This window comes from Streptomyces sp. RB17 (assembly GCF_009604455.1).
Taxonomy (GTDB): domain Bacteria; phylum Actinomycetota; class Actinomycetes; order Streptomycetales; family Streptomycetaceae; genus Streptomyces.
Window position 1 is genome coordinate 413435 of record NZ_WEGL01000007.1, and the last position, 20980, is coordinate 434414.

A 20980-nucleotide genomic window follows, 5' to 3' on the forward strand; every position below is an offset into this window, starting at 1 on the left:
CGCCCTCATGCCCCTCATGCTCGTCGCACTCGTCGCACTCGTCGTACGAGTTCACAAATCGCGTGCCCGGTGATCTCGTCTCATCGGACGGACACGGTTCCGCCCGGTTTCGCCCACCGCGATACCCTCCGACTCGTGGCCGACATCCAGATTCCCGCTGACATCAAGCCCGCCGACGGACGTTTCGGCGCGGGCCCCTCCAAGGTGCGGACCGAGGCGCTGGACGCCCTCGCCGCGACCGGAAGCTCCCTCCTCGGCACCTCCCACCGCCAGGCGCCCGTCAAGAACCTGGTCGGCAAGGTCCGCGAGGGCATCTCCGAGCTGTTCTCGCTGCCCGAGGGCTACGAGGTGATCCTGGGCAACGGCGGCTCGACCGCCTTCTGGGACATCGCCACCCACGGCCTGATCGAGAACAAGTCCCAGCACCTGAGCTTCGGCGAGTTCTCCTCCAAGTTCGCCAAGGCCGCCAAGCTCGCCCCGTGGCTGGCCGAGCCCACCGTCATCTCCACCGACCCCGGCACCCACCCCGAGGCGCGGGCCGAGGCGGGCGTCGACGTGTACGCCTTCACCCACAACGAGACCTCGACGGGCGTCGCGATGCCCATCAAGCGTGTCGAGGGCGCGGACTCCGGTTCCCTGGTCCTCGTGGACGCCACCTCCGGTGCCGGCGGCCTCCCGGTCGACGTCTCCGAGACGGACGTCTACTACTTCGCCCCGCAGAAGTCCTTCGCCTCCGACGGCGGCCTGTGGATCGGCGTCTTCTCCCCGGCCGCGATCGAGCGCGCCGAGCGCGTCCACGCGAGCGGCCGGCACGTCCCGGAGTTCTTCTCCCTGCCCACGGCGATCGACAACTCCCGCAAGAACCAGACGTACAACACCCCCGCCCTCGCCACCCTGTTCCTGCTGAACCAGCAGCTGGAGTGGCTCAACGGCCAGGGCGGTCTCGCCTGGTCCACGGCCCGCACCAAGGACTCCTCGACCCGCCTGTACGGCTGGGCGGAGGAGTCCAAGCACGCCACCCCGTTCGTCACCGACCCGGCCAAGCGCTCGCAGGTCATCGGCACGATCGACTTCTCCGACGAGATCGACGCCGCCGCCGTCGCCAAGGCCCTGCGTGCCAACGGCATCGTCGACACCGAGCCCTACCGCAAGCTCGGCCGCAACCAGCTCCGCGTCGCGATGTTCCCGGCGATCGACCCGGCGGACGTCGAGGCGCTGACGCACTGCGTCGACTACGTGATCGAGAGGCTCTGACCTCTCGGGTACGACGGTGAAGGGCGCCCGGCGGAGTACGTTCCGCGGGGCGCCCTTCGTCATGGCGTGGTCATTGCGTGCGATGCCCGGTCCCCGGTGCCGGCCCCCGACGCCTCCACAGGCACCTCCCCGGCCGCGGTGCGCACGTACGGCACCGACCCGCCCGGCCCGGTGTCCGGCAGCACCCGCAGATGCCGTCCCACCGACGCCGGCCCGTGCCCGGTCACGGCGACCGGCCGGGTCGTGCTCATAGGGTCCTGAGCAGCAGTGGCAATCCGGCCCGCGCGGTTCCGACGAGCGCCCCGAGCCCGGCCGGGACGGGGCGCCGTACGTGGTCCTCGGCCGGCACCCCGAGGCACGGGAAGACGACGGCGTACCGCCCCGTCCCTTCCACGACCCCCACCCGGCCCCGTCGCCACCGGCATGAACAGCAACTCGGCCCCGGCGGCGACCTCTCGCGGCGGGTACGCGTGTGGGTTGACCTGGAACCGGCTCTCCCCGAGCCATCGCGTCCACGGCCGCAGCGAGTCCGGTACGGCCGCCCAGCCGCCCTCGCTCACCCGCGCGGTCCGCGCGACGACATCACCCCGCAGGGCGTCAGCGCGGCCCTCGCGGGCACCGTGGCCCAACTGACCTCCCCGGCCGCGGCGATGACGCCGATGGCGGCCGGATCGGTCACCGTGACCCTGACCCTCGCGGCGCTGGTCAGGCGCGGGCGACGACAGCCGGCCGTCCCCGGTACGCCTGCGGGCGTCCTGCCGGAGGACGCCCGAGCCTCATCCCCGCCGCCGCAGCCACCGCACCCCGAACAGCGCGGCCAGCCCGGCGGCGACCGCGGCGGCGCCCACCTTCAGACCGTCACCGCTCCCCCCTGAGGACGCGGAACCCGGACCAGTGCTCCCCGAGGGGGAACCGGACGCCCGCCGGCCGGGTGCGTCCTTTGCCACGACCTCGCTGTCCGCGCCCTCGCTGCTGTACAGCAGCTTCGTCCCGTCGGTGGAGTACGTGACGCCCTCCCCCTGTCCCTGCAGGGGGACGTCGAGGCGGCCCTCGCGTTTGATCCGGCCGCCGTTCCAGTCGTAGTAGATCCCGCCGAGATACCCGCGCACGGCGAGTTGCCGGCCGTCCGGCGAGAAGGCCGCGTCCGTGGCCCAGAGGTCGACCGGGGCGATCGGCTTGAAGATGTTCGCGCCGGATGTGGACAGGGTGGCCGGGCCCTCGTACAGGTGCCCGCCGTCTTCCTTCTTGTCGATGACGTAGACCCGCCCGGTCTTCGGATGGACGATCAGCGACTCGGCGTCGCGCGGCCCGTTCGCGTACTTCACGACGTACTGCGTGGCGGTGACCGTCTGGTCCTTCAGCTCCTTCGGCTCGGGCAGCCGGTAGATCCAGACGTACGGCCACTTGCCGCCGAGGTTGTCGCCGATGTCGCCCAGGTAGATCTCGTTGTGCGGCCCGATGGAGATGGCCTCGACGTCACGCGGGGCGCCGATGCCGCGCAGGGTGATCCGGGCGACGGTCTTCCCGGTCCGGCTGTCCACGGCGTAGATGTACGGTCCGTCGCCGCTGTCGTTGTGCGTCCAGTAGATGCCGGGGTGGAGACGGGAGGCGGCGAGTCCGCTCGACTCGTCGACCCGCGGGTCCTTGAAGGTGAAACCCTGGTCACCGACCCCGCCGGCGCTCTCGGCGGCGGAGGCGGGCAGCGCACAGGCGCCGGCGAGCAGCAACCCGGCGAGGACGGCGGACGATCGACGCATGGCCCAAGCCTGCCATTGCCGCCCGCTGTTCACCGGGCGTCCTCCCGCCGGGGCTCGCCGGACGTGGTGTGGCTCACATCCCATCGGTGCGTGTGATCGTCCATTATGAGCGGATGCTTAGGTTCATGCCCGTGGGTGACTCCATGACGATCGGGAGCGCGGGCGAGCACACATGGCGTTACCGGCTGTGGCGGCATCTGTGCGACACGCACGGCGGCCCGTTCACCTTCGTCGGCCCGCGCGAGGAGCTCTACGACAAGGCGGCCGACGCCCCGACGTCCCTCGCCTACGCCGAGCCCGGCTTCCCCCGCCGCCACCTGGCCGGCTGGGGCGAGGGCTGGCTGCACATGGCTCCGCTGATCGGGGACGCGGTACGGCAGCACCGGGCGGACGTGCTGCTGGTCTCCCTCGGGCTGATCGACCTGGGCTTCTACACCGATGCCGAGCAGACGGCGGAGAACGTGCGTGCCTTCGTCGCCGGGGCGCGGGAGGCCGCGCCACGCATCCGCATGGTGCTGCTGCCGGTGATCCCGAACATACGGGCCGAGGGGGACGCGTCCTTCGCCGAGCAGGTGGACCGCTTCAACGTCCTGCTCGCCAAGGCGGTCGCCGACCTGGACGAGCCCCGGTCACCGATCCTGCTGGCCTCGCGCCCGGAGTCGTACGACATCCACGTCGACACCTACGACGGCACCCATCCCAACGCGAGCGGGGAGCACCTGATCGCGGGGGCGTTCGCGGGGGCGATGTGGGAGGCGTGGGGGGTCGGAGAGGCGTACGCGGCCGGAACGGGTTGACCGATTTCCGGCGTCCCCTCGTCACCGTGCGTATCGTTGAACTGCGCGGCTGCACCGGTGCGTGGGGCAGCCGGGGAGGAGCGCCACGATGACCGTCCTTGAAGACAGGATCGAGATGGCCGAGGAGAGCGGCGAGCTGACTCTGGACGACCTGTTCGAGTCGCTTGAGCGGACCACCCCCGAGGGATACAAGGTCGACATCGTCGAGGGGACCGTCTTCATGTCGCCGCAGCGGGACACCCACTGGGAGATCATCGCCGACATCTACGAGCAGTTGCGCACCAAGTACCCGCGCAAGCGCGTCAAGTCGGACGTCCGCGTCGATTACCCGGGCCACCTGAACGGCTTCGCATCCGACGTCACCCTCGTCGCCGAAGGTGCCGAGAAGACGCCGAAGGGCCTCTGGCGCTGTGACGACGTCGAGTTCGTCGCGGAGGTCATCTCGAAGGGCACGGCGCACAACGACTACGGCCCCAAGAAGACGGCCTACGCCACCGCCGAGGTCCCCGTCTACCTCATCGCCGACCCCTACCAGGGCAAGTGCCACCTCTACAGCCAGCCGAAGGACGGCGACTACGTCAGCGAACTGACTGTCGCCTTCGGAGCGGACGTCGACATGACCACCACCGCCCTGGGCCTCACTCTCACGACCGACGAGTTCCCCCGCGACTGACACGCCGGATGCCAGGATGCGGTCCATGACCTACGGCTGCATCGTCTCCATGAAGACCACCCCCGGCTCCCGCGACGAGGTCGTGGCGATCCTCCTCGGCGCCGCCGACGGCCTTCCTGCGGCCGGCTGTGACGCCTACGTCGTGGGGCTCGCCGACGATGACGACGTGACGATCTGGGTGACCGAGGTCTGGCGGAGCAAGGAGCACCACGACGCCTCCCTGGAACTGCCGGAGGCGCGTGCGGCGATGGGGAAGGCCATGCCCCTGCTCACGGGCGAGTTCACCAAGCAGGAACTGGCGATCGCGGGCGGGCTCGGTCTCTGAGCCGCAACGCCCCCGGCCGAATGCCCTTGCTTCGAGCGCACTTCAAGCCGTTGGCTAGAGAACCATGAAGTACACGCAGCTTGGACGCACGGGACTCAAGGTCAGCCGACTGGTCCTCGGAACGATGAACTTCGGGCCGCAGACCGACGAGGCCGACAGCCACGCCATCATGGACGCGGCGCTCGACGCGGGCATCAACTTCTTCGACACGGCCAACGTGTACGGCTGGGGCGAGAACAAGGGCCGGACCGAGCGGATCATCGGCAACTGGTTCGCCAAGGGCGGCGACCGCCGCGACAAGGTCGTCCTCGCCACCAAGGTCTACGGCAACATGGCCGCCGACGGCGAGACCGCCTGGCCCAACCACGACAAGCTCTCCGCGCTGAACATCCGCCGGGCCGTGGATGCCAGCCTGAAGCGGCTGCAGACCGACCACATCGATCTCTACCAGTTCCACCACATCGACCGCAGCACCCCGTTCGAGGAGATCTGGCAGGCCATCGACACCCTGGTCCAGCAGGGCAAGATCCTCTACGCCGGCTCCTCCAACTTCCCCGGCTACAAGATCGCCCAGGCCAACGAGATCGCCGCCCGGCGCGGCGGCACCATCGGCCTGGTCAGCGAGCAGTGCCTGTACAACCTCGCCGAGCGCCGCGCCGAGATGGAGGTCATCCCGGCCGCGCAGGACTACGGCCTCGGGGTCATCCCGTGGTCGCCGCTGCACGGCGGCCTGCTCGGCGGGGTCATCAAGAAGGAGGTCCAGGGCGGGCGCCGCGCCACCGGCCGGGCCGCCGACACCCTCAAGGACCCGGCCGCCCGCGCCCAGATCCAGTCGTACGAGGACCTCGTCGACAAGCACGGCCTGGAGCCCGGCGAGGTTGCCCTGGCCTGGCTCCTCAGCCGTCCGGGTGTGACGGGCCCCATCGTCGGTCCGCGTACGGCAGCACAGCTGGAGTCCGCGATCAGGGCTTCCGAGCTGGAGCTGAGCGAGGAACTGCTGGCGGGCCTGGACGAGGTCTTCCCGGGGCCGGGGCCGTCCCCGGAGGCCTTCGCCTGGTAGTTCCGGGTGGGGCGAGCGCCCCGTCAAGGGGCGCGGGGGACTGCGCGACCGGCCACGGACGGCCCCCGGCCGACCAACCGGCCGCAGTTCCCCGGCCCAGCCCAGACCTACCTGACCGCCGCAGCCACGGCGACCACAACGAACATCAGAACAAGCACACCGGCCATGATCCGGTTCCGGGTTTTCGGGTCCACGCCACCGAGCCTAACCAACCCCGCCAAGCTCCCAGCGGGCGACCGCCTCGTACCGGGGCTGCTCCCCCACCACACCCGACCGCGGCAGATTGCTCCGCACCAGCACCAGCTCGTTCACCGTCCAGGTCCCGCTGGTGAACTCGCGGAGCAGATCGACATACGGCCGTACGTCCACCGAGTCCCGGCTCCGCGCCACCGTCAGGTGGGCCTTGTAAGGCCGGTGCTCCGCCATCGACACGCCCGCCTTCCGCGCCGCCGACTCCGCCCGGTCGGCCAGCAGCCGCATCGCCTCCACCTCGCCGTAGGCACCGGTCCACAGGGCCTTGCCGTGCCCGAACTGGCCGCCGCCGGAGAGGGCCAGGTCGAAGGGCGCCGTACGGCCGGCCGCGCGGGCCAGGCGGTCCGACAGATCCGGTACGAGTTCGTCGGCGACCTCGCCGTAGAAGGCGAGGGTGAAGTGCCAGCCCGGGCGGTTGGTCCAGCGCAGCCGCTCCGCGCCGGGCAGCCGCTTCAACTTGGCCACCTCGACGGCGAGTTCATGGACGACGGGCTCCGGAGGGAGTACCGCGGCGAAGAGTCTCATGCCTTCACCTTGGCAGACACCGGTGGGCATGATGCGGCGTGGACCGCTACGCGGGCGGCGACCGCAAGCTCGTCGCCCACGACGAGGCCAACGGTTTCACGCCGCCGGAGGCGTACACCTCCGGCGAGCAGAACGACTGGCCGGGACAGGTACCGGCCAGGCGGGTGCGGTAGGGGCGCGGGGGGCGCGCGGCCGGCCACGGACGGCCCGGGGCCGACGAACCGGCCGCGGTTCCCCGCTCGCCGCGCCGGAGGCCTACGCCGCTGTCGCCAGTTGCTCCCGCTCCCTCGGCACGAAGCGGACCCGCGGGTGCCCGTGGTGCCAGCCCACCGCCAGCCGCAGACCGCCGATGCGGGCCAGGACCAGGCCGATCCCGGCGGCCGCCGCGGCCGAGACGACGCCGCCGAGGGCGAAGCCGACCCGGGCGCCGTAGGTGTCGGTGATCCAGCCGACGACCGGCGCGCCCAGCGGCGTACCGCCCATGAACACCATCATGAACAGGGACATCACCCGGCCGCGCATGGCCGGGTCGGTGGCCATCTGCACGGCGGTGTTCGCGGTGACGTTGACCGTCAGGCCGAAGACCCCGATCGGGACCATGAGCAGCGCGAACAGCCAGTACGACGGGGCCAGCGCGGCCACCACCTCCAGCGTGCCGAAGGCCAGCGCGGCGGCGATCAGGATGCGCAGCCGGGCCGTGCCGCGCCGGGCGGCCAGCAGGGCGCCGCACAGGGAGCCGACGGCCATCAGGGTGTTGAAGAGGCTGTAGGAGCCTGCGCCGGAGTGGAAGACGCCGTTCGCGTAGGCCGACAGCCACACCGGGAAGTTGAAGCCGAAGGTGCCGATGAAGCCGACGAGGACGATCGGCCAGATCAGCTCGGGGCGCCCCGCCACGTACTGCAGGCCCTCCCGCAGCTGGCCCTTGCCGCGTGGGGCGCGCCTGACGGCGTGCAGTTCCCGGGCGCGCATCAGCAGCAGGCCGGTGATGGGCGCGACGAAGGACAGTCCGTTGGCGAGGAACGCCCAGCCGGTGCCCACGCCGGTGATCATCACACCGGCGACGGCGGGGCCGACGAGGCGGGCGGACTGGAAGTTCGCCGAGTTCAGGCTGACCGCGTTCTGCAACTGCTCGGGGCCGACCATCTCGGAGACGAAGGACTGCCGGGCCGGGTTGTCGAGCACCGTGGCGAGGCCGACGGCGAAGGCGGCGAGGTAGACGTGCCAGACCTGGACCTGTCCGGTGAGGGTCAGCGCGGCGAGCGCGAGGCCCGTCACGGCCATCGACGCCTGCGTGGCCAGCAGCGTGGGGCGCTTGGGGAGGCGGTCGACGAGGACCCCGCCGTAGAGACCGAAGAGCAGCATCGGCAGGAACTGCAGGGCCGTCGTGATACCCACGGCGGCGGAGGAGCCGGTGAGGCTGAGGACGAGCCAGTCCTGGGCGATGCGCTGCATCCAGGTGCCGGTGTTGGAGACGACCTGGCCGATGAAGAACAGGCGGTAGTTCCGGATCTTCAGCGAGCTGAACATCGAGCCCTTGCGGGCGATGGGGGTAGTAGTGGCGGTCGGTGCGGGGGCGGAAGGTGTTCCGGATCCCGTACTCAAAAGGGTTCGCCTCCTCTTTGGAACGGCTTACAGATGTGCGAGCTTCTCCAGCACGGGGGCGGCGGCGCGCAGTTTGGCCCACTCGTCCTCGTCGAGGCCCTCGACCAGTCCGGCCAGGAACGCGTTGCGCTTGCGGCGGCTCTCCTCGAGCATCGCCTCGGCCTGCTCGGTCTGGGTGACGACCTTCTGGCGCCGGTCCTCGGGGTGCGGCTCCAGCCGGACCAGCCCCTTGGCCTCCAGCAGCGCGACGATGCGGGTCATCGACGGCGGCTGGACGTGCTCCTTGCGGGCGAGCTCGCCCGGGGTGGCCGAGCCACAGCGGGACAGGGTGCCGAGCACCGACATCTCGGTGGGGCTCAGCGACTCGTCGACCCGCTGGTGCTTGAGCCGACGGGACAACCGCATCACGGCGGAGCGAAGGGAGTTCACGGCGGCAGCGTCGTCGCCATGGGTGAGGTCCGGCATGTTCTTTAGAGTAACTCATTACCCTCGCTAAAGACCACCGCGACACACCCGCAATGCCCGTGACCCTGGCCACTGAACCGTTTGATCACCCATATGAGTGAGTCGGCTCCGAAAAGTGACGCACGGGGTGGCCGGATGTGGCGACCCTCGTACGCATGGGGACCACTGTGCTCAGCCTGCGGATAGACGGGGAGCTGCTCGAGAGGCTCCGGCACCATGCGGCCAAAAGAGGAATGAGCGTGCAGGACTATGTGGTCCGCACGCTCATCCGGGACGACTTCGACGAGCGGTTCCAGGCCGCCGTCGAGGAGACGGAGCGGTTCTACGGCGTCACGTGACGCCGTGGGACCGCGACGGGCTCAGGTCAGGCCCAGGGCCGGCATCAGGTAGTAGAAGGCGAAGACCGCCGAGACGACGTACATCGCGGCCGGGATCTCCCGGAACCGGCCGGCGGCCAGGCGCAGCACCGTGAAGGTGATGAAGCCCATGCCGATGCCGTTGGTGATCGAGTAGGTGAACGGCATCATCAGCATCGTCACGAACGCCGGGATCGCGATGGTGTAGTCCGCCCAGTCGATCTCCTTGATGGAGTTCGACAGGATCAGGAAGCCGACCGCGATCAGCGCCGGGGTCGCCGCCTGGGACGGGACCATCGTGGCGACCGGGGTGAGGAACAGCGCGACGGCGAAGAGGCCGCCCGTGACGACGTTCGCGAGGCCCGTGCGGGCGCCCTCGCCGACACCGGCCGTGGACTCCACGAACGCGGTGGTGGCCGAGGAGGAGCTGGCGCCGCCCGCCGCGACCGCGAGGCCGTCGATGAACAGGACCCGGTTGATGCCCGGCATGTAGCCCTGGGCGTCGGTCAGCTTGGCCTCGTCGCTGACGCCCATGATCGTGCCCATCGCGTCGAAGAAGCACGACAGCAGGACGGTGAAGACGAAGAGGACGCCGGTCAGCACGCCGACCTTGGAGAAGCCGCCGAACAGGCTCACCTGGCCGACCAGGCCGAAGTCGGGGCTGGCGACCGGGTTGCCCGGCCACTTCGGGACCGTCAGGCCCCAGGACGGGATCGTGGTGACCGCGTTGATGATCACCGCGAGTACGGTCATGCCGACGATCGAGATCAGGATCGCGCCCGGCACCTTGCGGACGATCAGCGCGAAGGTCAGCAGCGCGCCCAGGATGAAGATCAGCACCGGCCAGCCGTGCAGATGGCCGCCGACGCCGAGCTGGACCGGGACCGTGGTCTGGGCGGCGTCCGGCATCCGGGTGACGAACCCGGAGTCCACCAGGCCGATCAGCATGATGAACAGGCCGATACCGATCGAGATCGCCTTGCGCAGCCCGAACGGCACCGCGTTCATCACGCGCTCCCGCAGACCCGTGGCGACCAGCAGCATGACCACGAAGCCCGCGAGGACGACCATGCCCATCGCGTCCGGCCAGGACATCCGGGGCGCCAGCTGGAGCGCGACGACGGAGTTCACGCCGAGGCCGGCGGCGAGCGCGATCGGGACGTTGCCGATGACGCCCATCAGCAGCGTGGTGAACGCGGCCGTCAGCGCGGTCGCCGTCACCAGCTGGCCGTTGTCCAGGTGGTGCCCGTACATGTCCTTCGCGCTGCTCAGGATGATCGGGTTCAGCACGATGATGTACGCCATCGCGAAGAAGGTGGCGAAACCACCGCGGATCTCCCGGGCGACGGAGCTGCCGCGCTCGGAGATCCTGAAGAAGCGGTCGAGGGCGCCCTGGGCGGGCGCACCGCCTGGGATTTCAGGGGTGGGGACCTTGGCGGGTGCCGAGGTGGACATGCGGGACCTCATCACCGACGGGGTTCCCCCGAGCCCGTTGGAGTTTCATACGAACAGAAGCGGCCAAAGACAAACGGTTTCAGTATGAACACATAAGCGCGAGATCGCTATCTCCGCGCGTAGAACGATCGGAAAGCAGCGAGGACGCGGTCGCCTCGTAAGCTGTGCCCCATGACCAAGTGGACCCCCAAGCACGAGGCGCCCGAGCCCCTGGAGGGCCCCGTGGTCGCCACCATCACCGGCGGCACGATCATCTGGTTCGTCCTCTTCCTCGTCCAGCTCCCCTTCTACGGCTGGTTCCACGACCACGGACATCTGTGGTGGCTGTGGACCTGCCTGGCCGGGGGCGGGCTCGGGCTGATCGGCATCTGGTACGTCCGCAAGCGGGACGCGGCGATCAAGCGGGCGGCCGCGCTGGAGTCGGCGTCGGCTGAATAAAGCGGGCAAGTGGGCGAATCCGCACGTACCGTCGATGACATGACCCACATAGACGCGGGTGCGGAACTCGACCCCGTGCATCCGGTGGCCCTACCGATGACCAGGTCGGCAGGGCTGACCGGCGCCGAAGTCGCGGAGCGCGTCACCCGCGGCCAGGTCAACGACGTACCGGTGCGCAGCAGCCGGTCGCTGGGCGAGATCGTCCGGGCGAACGTCTTCACCCGGTTCAACGCGATCATCGGCGTGCTGTGGGTGATCATGCTGTTCGTCGCGCCGATCCAGGACAGCCTCTTCGGCTTCGTGATCCTCGCCAACACCGGCATCGGCATCGTCCAGGAGTGGCGGGCCAAGCAGACCCTCGACTCGCTCGCGGTGATCGGGGAGGCCCGGCCGACCGTCCGGAGGGACGGCACCGCCACCGAGGTGGCCACCAGCGCGATCGTCCTGGACGACCTGATAGAGATCGGGCCCGGGGACAAGGCCGTGGTGGACGGCATCTGCGTCGAGGCCGACGGGCTGGAGATCGACGAGTCGCTGCTCACCGGTGAGGCCGACCCCGTCGTCAAACGCCCCGGCGATCCCGTCCTGTCCGGCAGCTTCGTCGTCGCGGGCGGCGGCGCCTTCCAGGCGGCCAAGGTCGGCCGCGAGGCCTACGCCGCCCAGCTCGCCGAGGAGGCCTCCCGCTTCACCCTGGTCCACTCCGAGCTGCGCACCGGCATCTCCACGATCCTCAAGTACGTCACCTGGATGATGGTCCCGGCGGCCGTCGGACTCGTCATCACCCAGCTCGTCGTCAAGAGCACCGGCTTGAAGGACTCCATCGCCCGCACGGTCGGCGGTATCGTCCCGATGGTCCCCGAAGGGCTGGTCCTGCTCACCTCGGTCGCCTTCGCCATCGGGGTCATCCGGCTCGGCCGGAAACAGTGCCTGGTGCAGGAGCTGCCGGCGATCGAGGGGCTGGCCCGCGTCGACACCGTCTGCCTGGACAAGACCGGCACGCTCACCGAGGGCGGCATGGACGTCACCGAGCTACGGCCGCTCGACGGGACCGACGAGGCGTACGTACGCAGGGTGCTCGGCGCCCTCGGCGAGTCCGACCCGCGCCCCAACGCCTCCCTCCAGGCGATCATCGACGCCTACCCGGACAGTGAGGACTGGCGCTGCGTGGAGTCGCTGCCCTTCTCCTCGGCCCGCAAGTACAGTGGCGCCGCGTTCAGCGAGGCCGACGGCGAGACCAGCACCTGGCTGCTGGGCGCCCCCGATGTCCTCCTCGCCGACGGCGACCCGGCCCTGGCCGAGACCGAGCGCCTCAACGAGCAGGGCCTGCGGGTGCTGCTGCTGACCCGGACGAGCCGCGACCTGGACGACCCCGAGCCGGCCCACGGCGCCCGCCCCACCGCCCTCGTCGTCCTGGAACAGCGGCTGCGGCCCGACGCCGCCGACACCCTGCGCTACTTCGCGGACCAGAACGTCCGCGCCAAGGTCATCTCCGGCGACAACGCGGTGTCGGTCGGCGCGGTCGCCGCCAAGCTGGGCCTGGAGGGCACGACGCTGGACGCGCGGCACCTTCCCGCCGACCGGGCGCGGATGGCGGACGCGCTCGACCAGGGCACGATCTTCGGGCGGGTCACGCCGCGGCAGAAGCGGGACATGGTCGGGGCGCTGCAGTCGCGCGGGCACACGGTCGCGATGACCGGCGACGGCGTGAACGACGTGCTCGCGCTGAAGGACGCCGACATCGGGGTCGCGATGGGCTCCGGCTCGGAGGCGACGCGGGCGGTGGCGCAGATCGTGCTGCTGAACAACAGCTTCGCCGGCCTGCCGTCGGTGGTCGGCGAGGGCCGGCGGGTGATCGGCAACATCACGCGGGTCGCGACGCTGTTCCTGGTGAAGACGGTCTACTCGGTGCTCCTGGCGGTCCTGGTGGTGTGCGGGCAGGTGGCGTATCCGTTCCTGCCCCGGCACCTGACCCTCCTGTCCACCCTCACCATCGGCGTCCCGGCGTTCTTCCTGGCCCTGGCGCCCAACAAGGAGCGGGCGAAACCGCACTTCGTGCGCAGGGTCATGCGGTACGCGATCCCGGGTGGGGTGGTGGCGGGGGTCGCGACCTTCGTGACGTATCTGATCGCCCGTGCCTCCTACACGGGAAGCGGTCAGCTGGGCGCCGAGACGAGCGCGGCGACGCTGACCCTCTTCCTGATCTCCATGTGGATCCTGGCGATCGTGGCCCGGCCGTACACCTGGTGGCGGGTGACCCTGGTGGCCGCGATGGGTGTGGCGTTCCTGCTGGTGCTTGCCGTACCGGCGCTGCAGGGCTTCTTCGCCCTGAAGCTGGTCGGGATCACGATGCCGTGGACCGCCGTCGGCATCGCGGTGGTGGCGGCGGCCGCCCTGGAGTTCCTGTGGAAGTGGGTCGGCCGCCGTTTTCCTGACTAGGGGGTGATTACTTCGCGCCCACGTACACACCCGTGGCGCTGACCGCCGGGGTCGTCGAGACGCCGGCGAAGGAGTAACGCCAGTAGCCGCTGGAGTTCACGGTGGCGGTGGTCTTCGCGTTGCCGTACGAGTCCGTGTACACCGTCTTGATCGTGGTGTACGTGCTGGTGCCGGCCTTGCGGAACTGGAGCTTGACGGGCTGGCCGCCGAAGTTGTTGTACGTGTGGTGTTCCCAGTCGGCCCGGGTCAGCTTGCCCGACACCGTGACGCTCTTGCCCTTGTAGACGGACGTCGAGCTCACGGTGGTCGTCAACTTGGAGTAGCGCTGCACCAGGCTGGTGCCGAGGCCGCTCTGGTCCTTGAAGCCGACCTTGCTCATGTCGGGGTTCTGCTGGTCCTGGCCGTTGAAGGCGACGGCCTCGGCGGCCACGCTCCAGCTGCCGGCCCAGGCGTTCCTCAGGTCGCCGTCGGCCGGGTAGATGTTGACGGAGCCCTTGCAGGTGGCCGTCGTCGAGGAGGTGGCGGTGCAGGTCGCCGGGTTGTCCCCGTACAGCTCGGGCGCCGTGTCGGTGTAGGAGCCGTGGTAGAGGAAGGCGTCCGTGTAGAAGTCCTTCGCGGCGATGTTCACGTCGCTGCCGTGCGTCAGCGTGTACGAGTACGCGACGCTCACCTCGTTGGTGGTGCCCACCTTGACCGCCTTGGCGATCGAGACGTTGGAGAAGCTTGCGTTCAGCGTGTACGGAGCGCCCGAGTCCGTGACGGCCTGCGCGGCCGGGACTGCGAGGGCGGTGAGGGCCAGGGCGCCGGAGACGGCGGCCACGGTGGCACGTATGCGCATGTGCGTTTCCCCTGGAGGGAGAAGTGATCGTGGAGTCGGTCGACTCACGCGATCATCAGATCCGCGGGGGGTGCCGGTGGTTGTACGGCCGTTGCCCCCGCGGACCGGATTTTGTGCCGCGCTTACTGATTCGTTACCGCACGTCGACGAAGTCGCCCGTGGCGTTGACCGCCGGGGTGGTCGTGGTGCCCGCGAAGGAGAAGCGCCAGTAGCCGTCGACCGAGGCGGTGGCCGTGGTCTTCAGGTTGCCCGTGGAGTCCGACTTGATCGTCTTCAGCGTGGTGTAGGTGCTGGAGCCGTACTTGCGGAACTGCAGCTGCACCGACTGGTTGGTGTAACCGTGGTACTGGTGGTCCTCCCAGTTGGCCCGGGAGAGCTTGCCGGTGATCGTGAGGGTCTTGCCCTTGGTGATCGGCTCGGGGCCGGCGTTGACCGTCAGCTTCGAGTAGCGCTGGACCTTGGTGGTGCCCAGGCCGCCCTGCACGGAGCTGTCCCCGGTGCTGTACTGCAGCGCCAGCGCGCCGGCGTTCCAGGTGCCCGCGTCCGAGTTGATCAGCTCGTCGTCGGCGGGGTAGATGTCGATGAGGCCCGTGCAGCTGGCGGTCGTCGACGAGGTGGCGGTGCAGCTGGCCGGGGCGTCGCCGAACAGGACGTTGTCCGCGGTGTCGGGCGAGGATCCCTTGTAGATGAAGGGGCCGGTCGCGAAGTCGTCCGACGAGATGTCGTAGTTGGCTCCGTGGGTCAGCGTGTAGGTGACCGAGGTGGAGACGTGGTTGGTCGTACCGACCTTGACCGCAGAGGCGATCTTGAGGTTCGAGAAGGTCACACCGAGGTCCGCACCTTCGGCCGTGCTGAACGCGGACTTGCCGGAGGCGTGGAGCGCCTTCGCGGCCTCCGTCTGGTACGACGGGGCGGAACCGGCGGCCTGGGCGGCCGGCACGACGAAGGCGGAAAGGGCCAGGGCGCCGGAGACGGCGGCCACGGTGGCACGTATACGCATGTGTTCCCCTGCGTGCAGAGTGATCGGGAGCCTGTTGGCTCCGGCACGTCAGACTCCGCACCCAGGGCAACGGTTGTACGTAAGTTGAACATTCAGCGAGAACATTGTGGAGCCAGGTTTTCGCGGCGCCGTCAGTCGAACCAGCGGTCCCTGGCCAGCTCCTCCGTCCGGGACGGGTCCTCCAGCAGGGCCGCCACCTCGAAGCGCCGCGGCCACTGGCCGGCCGCCCACGCGAGGCCCGCGGCGACCCCCTCCAGGGTGGCCGCGTGCAGCACGCCGTCGTCGGTGAGCCGCCAGTCGATCTCCACGCCGTCCACGAGCAGTTCCTCGTGCTCGACGTACGTCTCGGGCGTCCGCGGTCCGAGCAGCACCCGCACCGGCTCCGGCACGTCGTGCTCGGTGCCCTCGGAGTGCACCTCGCCGGTCACGGACTCGCTCAGCCGCCGCACCTGGAACAGCTCCGCCAGCTCGGCCGCGCGGGACGGCCGTACCGGAAGCAGCGCGACCGAGCCGGTGAACGGCAGCAGATCGGGTGAGTCGACCACGACCGCCTCCGCCGCGTCCACGACCTCGACCCGGCCGTCGACCACGGCCCGCAGCTCGTCCGGCAGCGTCACCTGCTCCGGGTCCAGTTCGGCCAACGCCCCGTACAGCCCGTGCAGTTGGGCTGCGGCGACCGGCCGGTCCGGGTCGGCAAGCCGGTCCAGCAGCTCGGCCGCGCCACCGGGCTCGTCCAGCAGGGCCGCGACGGAGGTGCGCACGCCCAGGGCCCGCAGTACTTGCTCGTCCTCGAACCCGGTCGCGTCGGCCTCGTCGTACAGGCCGTGCAGGAGCGGGTCCCCGCCGGCGGCGAGGAGACCGGCGGGCCGGCGCCCGTCGAGGACCGGGTGGCCGCGCAGCCACCACGCCGTGTACGGCCGCACGATCTCGTGCGTGCCGTCGTGCAGCAGAACGCGGACCGGCTGGGTGAGGGCGTCCCGCAGCGGCGGCTGCGCGAGCAGCGCGAGCGCCTGCGGCCAGCGCTCGTCGTCCACCAGGTCCAGATCGCGTACGGCGACCAGCTCGGTGGCGACCGGAGGCACCGGGCTGTCCGGGAAGCGGTCGAGGATGTCCTCGCACCACACGTCGACCGCGTCCAGCAGCCCGGCGTCGTCGGGCTCGGCGAAGTCGCCCTCCCGGGGCTCCAGTTCGTCCGGGTCGAGGACGACGTCGGCGGCGCGGACCAGCGCGAAGTTCGCGAGCACGCCACACGCGGCCAGCGGCTGCTCGCCCCACTTGCCGGCCAGGTCGTGGTCCACGGCGGCCAGTTCGCCCTCGCGGATCACCCGGGCGAACGGGCTGCCGGGCAGGACGAGCTCACCGGCGGGCGCCAGTTCCCCGTCCTCGTCCGGCAGGGCGAGGGCGCCCAGCCAGGGCTCGTCCCCGGGCTCCAGGCCCGCGTCCCGGACCAACGCCAGGACGGTGTCGGCCAGCTCCTCCGCGTCCGGGGCGTCCTCCTCCCAGCCCCCGATCGCGCCCTCCTCGTCCAGCGAGGCGGCGACGGCGGCCCGCACCTGCGGGGTGGTGAGCACCGCGCGCGCGGTGGCGGGCAGCGCGCCGAGCTTCTCCAGCAGCGGGTGCACGGCGTCCTCGTGGGCCACCTTCAGCCCCAGCCGGCCGAGCACGTCCGCGTCGATCCGGGCGGCGTCCGGGGTGGGCAGGAGGACCTGCCGGGGGCCGATGGTGGTCCGCCCGTCGGCGAGCGGCACCGGCAGCCCGGACAGCCGCTCGGGGTCCACCCCGGCGAGGCTGTCGTAGAGCCGCCACCACCAGTCGGGGTCCTTCTCCAGGCCGGCGAGCCGGTCGACGGCGTCGGCGAGCCGCAGCCGGGCGACGCCGAGGGTGCGCAGCTCCGCGCGCCGTTCGAGACCGGCGGGCAGCAGCGTGGGCAGCACCTCGGCGAGCACCCGCACGGTGGCGGCCCCGGCACCCTCCACGATCTCCGCATCCCTGGGGCGCAGCGCCTCCGGAAGCTCGTGACCGTCGTCCTCCCTCGCCGCCACGACGGCCGACGGCAGGGAGGCCGGGTGGGCGGGTGGGAGAAACTCAGCACGCGGCAGCCGCTCCAGCACGGCCTGCCGCAGCGCCCCGTCCAGCTCGCCCTTGCCGAGCGGTCCCGGCACGAGGTCGATGATCCCGTCCGTCACCGGCCGCCAGCCGGCGAGGAGTTCGGTGTAGACGTCGGCGGCGCGCTGCACCAGGAAGTCGGTGAGCGGACCGGGAGCGGTGTGCCGGCGGGTGGTGTCGAGGGGGAAGGAGGCGATGAGCAGAGCGGGCACGCCGAGGGGTTCGTCGCTGGGCGTGGGCGCGTGCACCACGGGCGTCGTACGGGGCCGGACCGGACGCCCGCCCTCGTCCTCGGGCACGGCCCAGGTCACCGACCAGTGGGGCCGCAGCCGCTCCTCCACGGGCCGGTCGGCGAGCAGGTCGGGGGTGAGCGGACCGTGGGCGGAGGCGGTACGCCACCGGGTGGCCCCCTCGCGCGAGTCCTCCACGACGACGACGGCGCCCTCGGTACGGCGCCGCAGCACACGCTGCGCCCCGTCCCCGGCCTCCACGACGACCTCCTCCAGGCCCGGCAGGGCGAGGAGCAGCGCGTCGTCGACGGAGTTCAGCAACCGCTCGGCGAGATCGGCGGCGGCCGCGTCCCGCAGGGGCAGGATGACGGCGGTGTCGTAGGGGTCCGGGGCGGTGCCCTCGGCGGCGAACGGCAGCCGGAGCAGCGGCACGTGCCCGTCCCGGCGCCGGATCTCGTCCCCGAGTCCGGGACTGTGCCGTGCGGTGTCGGCGGCCAGTTCCCGCGCCTCGCCGAGGGACCAGCGGACACCGCCGTGCCGCCCGACGATCGCGGGGTGGTCGGTCACCGCGAGTACGGCGGCGAACCCGACCCCGAACCGGCCGACGGCCCCCTGGGTGACGTCGGCGTCCCGTTTGGCCGAGGCGCGCAGCGTGGACAGCGACTCGACTCCGGCCGCGTCCAGCGGGGCACCGGTGTTGGCGGCGACGAGGACGCCGTCGCGGAGGGTGAGCCTGAGCCGCCCCGGCACCCGCGCCCGGCCGGCGGCGTCGGCGGCGTTCTGGGCCAGCTCGACGACGAGCCGGTCCCGGTAGCCGCCGAGGACCAGGTCCTCCTCGGCGTTGGCGTCCTCACGGAACCGGGCGGCGCTGGTGGCCCAGGCGTCGAGGACACCACGGCGCAGCCGGGCCGTCCCGAAGGGATCGGCACCCTCGGCCGCAGGCCGCACGTACTTGCTGCTCACGTTCCCTCACCTCGTCGACGTGAGCACGAAGGTACAGCGTGAGCGGGGCGGCCGGGGCGCCGGACGGGGTTCAGCCGCCGAGGACGGGCAGGGACACGCCGCAGCGGACGGGCTCCGCGTGAGCGGGATCGAGCGCGTTGCGCACGAGTTGGGCGGCGTTGGAGTCGTACGCGATCGAGAGGTGCTCGGAGAGGTCCCGGGGGCAGACGTCCTGGATCGTGATGTTCTTGACGGTCGCGCCCGGTCCCGCGGTCAGGAACTGGTGCGTGTAGGGGGTGACGACCTCGTCGAGCCTGGTGGCGACGACGGTGTAGCGGACCCCCGGCCGGGTGTCCCCGTCCCGGTCCAGCGTCGTGTTCACCTCGGAGCCGGCCAGCTGGTCCTCGTACGCCTCGCCGAGGACCAGCGACACGGGCTTGTTCAGGCCCAGTTCCGAGGTCAGGGTGCCGAGGCCGGAGCCGGTCGTGCCGTGGTTGGAGGGCGCCAGGCCGATGAGGCCGTGCACCTTGTTCCGTTCCGGATGCGCGGGGTCCGTGCCGCCGTCGAACCGCAGGTACCAGCGGGGCGTCGGACCGCCGCCCTGGGAATGTCCGACCAGGTCGACCTGGTGGGCGCCGGTGGCCTTGAGCACGCGGTCGACGAAATCCGCGATCTGCCGGGCGGAGTCCGGGACGTGCGCGGTGGCCTTGACCGGATTGCCGGGGGCCCCGCCGTACTCGGCGGCGAAGACGCAGTAGCCCAGCCGCTTCAGGTACGGGGACATCAGGCCCCAGGTGTCGTAGGCGTTCGCCCAGGTCCCGTGCAGCAGGACGACCGGGCGCGGATGCTCACGCGTGGGCTTGCAGTGCCAGTCGTCGGCGCCGGGCGGCGGCGCGTCCGGGTGGACGAGACCTCCGATCGCCGCCAGGGGGAAGTCGAGGATCTTCCCTCTCGGCGCCGGGGGCGCGGGATCGCCCGCCGCGGTCGCCGTACCCGGCCCCACGCCCAACGCCAGGGCGAGCCCCGCGCAGACGGCGACCCACCTGCCGCGCCGCCGGTTCGACCGTCTCCCGGAAACACACCGATCCATCCGGCGATGGTCGAACCAGGGGGCCCCTGCGGGCCTCTACGACGGGCGCGGCACCCCTTATGGCGCAGCCGGTTTCATCCGGTCAGCGGGCGCAGGCGTACGACACGAATTCCGTCCGGGCGAGGGGGTGGCCCAGTCCGGGGCCACTTCGACGCACGCGTCGGCCTCACCACGACATTCCGCAACTGCCCCAGTTCCAGGGTGTGTTCCAGCTGCCGCCGGAGGGGTGCCCGCCCGTGCCGAGGTACTCCGGCCTGGGAATCCGCTTCAGGAGTGGCCCAGTTCCGCCGTCTCCTCGTCGCCCGCCTCCGGGACCGAGCCCGAGTCGCGGGCGGGGCGGAGCGGGAAGGGGTCCACCCGGGTCTCGTCGATGACCGGCGGGGCCGGCTGCGGGGGCTTGGGCATGACCGCGGCCTCCGAGTGGCCGCCGCAGCCGTAGGCGAGGGAGACCACACGGCCGTCGGCCGGGGAGAACTCGTTGGCGCAGACACCGAAGGCCTGGCCGAGGGAGCCGCCGATGGGGCTCAGGAAGCCGCAGGTCTGGCACGTCGCCGGGGCCGCCTGGGCCATCGCGGTCTTCGGGCCGTACGACTCCTCCCAGCGGTCGGCGGCGACGTGCAGGCCGTAGCGGGACAGGACGCGGGCCCGGCGCATGCCCAGTTCCTCGGCGACCGCCGCGATCGAGCCCCGGGAGGGCGTGGGCTGGGCGGCCGGGGTGCCCGGGGTGACGTCGGCGTCCTCGGCCTCCGCCAGTTCCGCCATCTCGTGCGAGACCACCGAGTTCGGCAGCGGCTCCTCCTCGCCGGAGTAGCCGGGCTCCAGGCGCAGGTCGTCCTGGTCGGTGGGGAGCAGGTCGCCGGGGCCGAGGTCGCCGGGGCGCAGCCGCTCGCTCCACGGGACCCACTCGGGGGCGAGCAGGGCGTCGGGGCCGGGGAGGAGGACCACCTCGTCGAGCGTGACGATCTTGGCGCGGGAGGCGCGGGTCACGGTCGCCGCCCAGCGCCAGCCGCGGTAGCCCAGTTCCTTGCACTCGAAGAAGTGCGTGACGACGCGATCGCCCTCGGAGACGAGGCCGACGTGCTCTCCGACCACACCGGGGGCGGCGGCCTCCTCCGCGGCGGCGCGGGCGAGGTCGACCGCCTCGGCGCACAGACGGTCGGGGGTGCGGCTTCGCGTTGTCGCTGCGCTCACAGGTATCGCTTCTCTCCTACGCCGTCTCGTCGAGTGCGGCTGCCTGACGGCGGGTCTGCCGACGGAGCGGACCGGGGGACCGCATCGACGTCTGCATCCGCGCGCTGGGCGCACCTCTGCCATCCATTCTGCGTTATGGCTGAGACACGCACGCTACACCGAACGAGATTCGTCGCCGCTACGCGGCA

20 protein-coding genes are annotated in these 20980 nt (G+C 71.2%); 9 read left to right on the forward strand and 11 right to left on the reverse strand.

What is annotated here, in order from left to right; genetic code table 11:
* Positions 1 to 135 precede the first annotated feature (135 nt).
* The gene (gene serC, locus SRB17_RS30330) at positions 136 to 1254 is read left to right on the forward strand and encodes a phosphoserine transaminase (protein WP_323376456.1); all 1119 of its coding nucleotides are present in this window, start codon (positions 136 to 138) and stop codon (positions 1252 to 1254) included.
* A 59-nt stretch (positions 1255 to 1313) separates the two neighbouring features.
* On the opposite strand, the gene SRB17_RS48200 is transcribed toward serC, so the two are convergent.
* The gene (locus tag SRB17_RS48200; RefSeq protein WP_323376457.1) at positions 1314 to 1505 is read right to left on the reverse strand and encodes a hypothetical protein; all 192 of its coding nucleotides are present in this window, start codon (positions 1503 to 1505) and stop codon (positions 1314 to 1316) included.
* Between the two features lie 525 nt (positions 1506 to 2030).
* On the reverse strand, positions 2031 to 3011 hold the full coding sequence (locus SRB17_RS30345; protein WP_153543323.1) for a WD40 repeat domain-containing protein: 981 nt from the start codon (positions 3009 to 3011) through the stop codon (positions 2031 to 2033).
* A 113-nt stretch (positions 3012 to 3124) separates the two neighbouring features.
* Here SRB17_RS30345 and SRB17_RS30350 point away from each other — a divergent pair, with 113 nt between their 5' ends.
* The 4 genes from SRB17_RS30350 (at position 3125) to SRB17_RS30365 (ending at position 5866) form a co-directional block, all read left to right on the forward strand.
* Positions 3125 to 3808 (forward strand): SGNH/GDSL hydrolase family protein, encoded by a 684-nt coding sequence (locus SRB17_RS30350; RefSeq protein WP_153543324.1) that lies wholly within the window; start codon positions 3125 to 3127, stop codon positions 3806 to 3808.
* Between the two features lie 88 nt (positions 3809 to 3896).
* Entirely contained in the window at positions 3897 to 4481 is a 585-nt protein-coding gene (locus tag SRB17_RS30355; protein ID WP_153543325.1) for a Uma2 family endonuclease, read from the forward strand.
* Positions 4482 to 4506: 25 nt separating this feature from the next.
* On the forward strand, positions 4507 to 4806 hold the full coding sequence (locus SRB17_RS30360; RefSeq protein WP_153543326.1) for a putative quinol monooxygenase: 300 nt from the start codon (positions 4507 to 4509) through the stop codon (positions 4804 to 4806).
* Between the two features lie 64 nt (positions 4807 to 4870).
* On the forward strand, positions 4871 to 5866 hold the full coding sequence (locus SRB17_RS30365) for an aldo/keto reductase (protein WP_153543327.1): 996 nt from the start codon (positions 4871 to 4873) through the stop codon (positions 5864 to 5866).
* Between the two features lie 204 nt (positions 5867 to 6070).
* On the opposite strand, the gene thpR is transcribed toward SRB17_RS30365, so the two are convergent.
* Positions 6071 to 6643 (reverse strand): RNA 2',3'-cyclic phosphodiesterase, encoded by a 573-nt coding sequence (gene thpR, locus SRB17_RS30370; RefSeq protein WP_153543328.1) that lies wholly within the window; start codon positions 6641 to 6643, stop codon positions 6071 to 6073.
* A gap of 38 nt (positions 6644 to 6681) precedes the next feature.
* Here thpR and SRB17_RS30375 point away from each other — a divergent pair, with 38 nt between their 5' ends.
* Positions 6682 to 6816 carry a hypothetical protein gene (locus SRB17_RS30375; RefSeq protein ID WP_416237099.1) on the forward strand — a complete coding sequence of 45 codons (135 nt, stop codon included), beginning with the start codon at positions 6682 to 6684 and terminating at the stop codon, positions 6814 to 6816.
* Positions 6817 to 6898: 82 nt separating this feature from the next.
* Here the strand turns inward: SRB17_RS30375 and SRB17_RS30380 are convergent, their stop codons facing one another.
* On the reverse strand, positions 6899 to 8245 hold the full coding sequence (locus SRB17_RS30380) for an MFS transporter (protein ID WP_416237100.1): 1347 nt from the start codon (positions 8243 to 8245) through the stop codon (positions 6899 to 6901).
* A 27-nt stretch (positions 8246 to 8272) separates the two neighbouring features.
* On the reverse strand, positions 8273 to 8710 hold the full coding sequence (locus tag SRB17_RS30385; protein WP_153543329.1) for a MarR family winged helix-turn-helix transcriptional regulator: 438 nt from the start codon (positions 8708 to 8710) through the stop codon (positions 8273 to 8275).
* Positions 8711 to 8865: 155 nt separating this feature from the next.
* Here SRB17_RS30385 and SRB17_RS30390 point away from each other — a divergent pair, with 155 nt between their 5' ends.
* Positions 8866 to 9048, forward strand: a complete 183-nt coding sequence (locus SRB17_RS30390; protein ID WP_153543330.1) for a ribbon-helix-helix protein, CopG family — start codon at positions 8866 to 8868, stop codon at positions 9046 to 9048.
* A 21-nt stretch (positions 9049 to 9069) separates the two neighbouring features.
* Here SRB17_RS30390 and SRB17_RS30395 read toward each other — a convergent pair whose 3' ends face one another.
* Positions 9070 to 10521 (reverse strand): NCS2 family permease, encoded by a 1452-nt coding sequence (locus SRB17_RS30395; protein ID WP_153543331.1) that lies wholly within the window; start codon positions 10519 to 10521, stop codon positions 9070 to 9072.
* Between the two features lie 171 nt (positions 10522 to 10692).
* Here SRB17_RS30395 and SRB17_RS30400 point away from each other — a divergent pair, with 171 nt between their 5' ends.
* The gene (locus tag SRB17_RS30400) at positions 10693 to 10959 is read left to right on the forward strand and encodes a DUF2530 domain-containing protein (RefSeq protein ID WP_153543332.1); all 267 of its coding nucleotides are present in this window, start codon (positions 10693 to 10695) and stop codon (positions 10957 to 10959) included.
* A gap of 39 nt (positions 10960 to 10998) precedes the next feature.
* Positions 10999 to 13395: an HAD-IC family P-type ATPase gene (locus SRB17_RS30405; protein ID WP_153543333.1), complete on the forward strand. Its 2397-nt coding sequence runs from the start codon at positions 10999 to 11001 to the stop codon at positions 13393 to 13395.
* 7 nt (positions 13396 to 13402) lie between these two features.
* Here the strand turns inward: SRB17_RS30405 and SRB17_RS30410 are convergent, their stop codons facing one another.
* The 5 genes from SRB17_RS30410 to SRB17_RS30430 all read right to left on the reverse strand — a co-directional run bounded on the left by SRB17_RS30410 (position 13403) and on the right by SRB17_RS30430 (position 20792).
* Entirely contained in the window at positions 13403 to 14233 is an 831-nt protein-coding gene (locus tag SRB17_RS30410) for a hypothetical protein (protein ID WP_153543334.1), read from the reverse strand.
* Between the two features lie 133 nt (positions 14234 to 14366).
* Positions 14367 to 15233 carry a hypothetical protein gene (locus SRB17_RS30415; RefSeq protein WP_153543335.1) on the reverse strand — a complete coding sequence of 289 codons (867 nt, stop codon included), beginning with the start codon at positions 15231 to 15233 and terminating at the stop codon, positions 14367 to 14369.
* A gap of 131 nt (positions 15234 to 15364) precedes the next feature.
* Entirely contained in the window at positions 15365 to 18532 is a 3168-nt protein-coding gene (locus tag SRB17_RS30420; protein WP_323376458.1) for a sacsin N-terminal ATP-binding-like domain-containing protein, read from the reverse strand.
* A 70-nt stretch (positions 18533 to 18602) separates the two neighbouring features.
* Complete coding sequence (locus tag SRB17_RS30425; RefSeq protein WP_153543336.1) at positions 18603 to 19601, reverse strand: esterase/lipase family protein; 999 nt, start codon at positions 19599 to 19601, stop codon at positions 18603 to 18605.
* A 267-nt stretch (positions 19602 to 19868) separates the two neighbouring features.
* On the reverse strand, positions 19869 to 20792 hold the full coding sequence (locus SRB17_RS30430) for a DUF3027 domain-containing protein (protein ID WP_323376459.1): 924 nt from the start codon (positions 20790 to 20792) through the stop codon (positions 19869 to 19871).
* Positions 20793 to 20980 lie beyond the last annotated feature (188 nt).

Bases quoted from the DNA above. Each gene is read 5' to 3' on its own strand.
- SRB17_RS30385 (WP_153543329.1), bottom strand. From the start codon at position 8,710: ATGCCGGACCTCACCCATGGCGACGACGCTGCCGCCGTGAACTCCCTT.
- SRB17_RS30415 (WP_153543335.1), bottom strand. From the start codon at position 15,233: ATGCGTATACGTGCCACCGTGGCCGCCGTCTCCGGCGCCCTGGCCCTT.
- SRB17_RS30410 (WP_153543334.1), bottom strand. From the start codon at position 14,233: ATGCGCATACGTGCCACCGTGGCCGCCGTCTCCGGCGCCCTGGCCCTC.
- SRB17_RS48200 (WP_323376457.1), bottom strand. From the start codon at position 1,505: ATGAGCACGACCCGGCCGGTCGCCGTGACCGGGCACGGGCCGGCGTCG.
- SRB17_RS30390 (WP_153543330.1), top strand. From the start codon at position 8,866: ATGGGGACCACTGTGCTCAGCCTGCGGATAGACGGGGAGCTGCTCGAG.
- SRB17_RS30405 (WP_153543333.1), top strand. From the start codon at position 10,999: ATGACCCACATAGACGCGGGTGCGGAACTCGACCCCGTGCATCCGGTG.
- SRB17_RS30355 (WP_153543325.1), top strand. From the start codon at position 3,897: ATGACCGTCCTTGAAGACAGGATCGAGATGGCCGAGGAGAGCGGCGAG.
- SRB17_RS30345 (WP_153543323.1), bottom strand. From the start codon at position 3,011: ATGCGTCGATCGTCCGCCGTCCTCGCCGGGTTGCTGCTCGCCGGCGCC.
- SRB17_RS30360 (WP_153543326.1), top strand. From the start codon at position 4,507: ATGACCTACGGCTGCATCGTCTCCATGAAGACCACCCCCGGCTCCCGC.
- SRB17_RS30400 (WP_153543332.1), top strand. From the start codon at position 10,693: ATGACCAAGTGGACCCCCAAGCACGAGGCGCCCGAGCCCCTGGAGGGC.
- SRB17_RS30395 (WP_153543331.1), bottom strand. From the start codon at position 10,521: ATGTCCACCTCGGCACCCGCCAAGGTCCCCACCCCTGAAATCCCAGGC.
- SRB17_RS30365 (WP_153543327.1), top strand. From the start codon at position 4,871: ATGAAGTACACGCAGCTTGGACGCACGGGACTCAAGGTCAGCCGACTG.
- SRB17_RS30350 (WP_153543324.1), top strand. From the start codon at position 3,125: ATGCTTAGGTTCATGCCCGTGGGTGACTCCATGACGATCGGGAGCGCG.
- thpR (WP_153543328.1), bottom strand. From the start codon at position 6,643: ATGAGACTCTTCGCCGCGGTACTCCCTCCGGAGCCCGTCGTCCATGAA.
- SRB17_RS30425 (WP_153543336.1), bottom strand. From the start codon at position 19,601: ATGGATCGGTGTGTTTCCGGGAGACGGTCGAACCGGCGGCGCGGCAGG.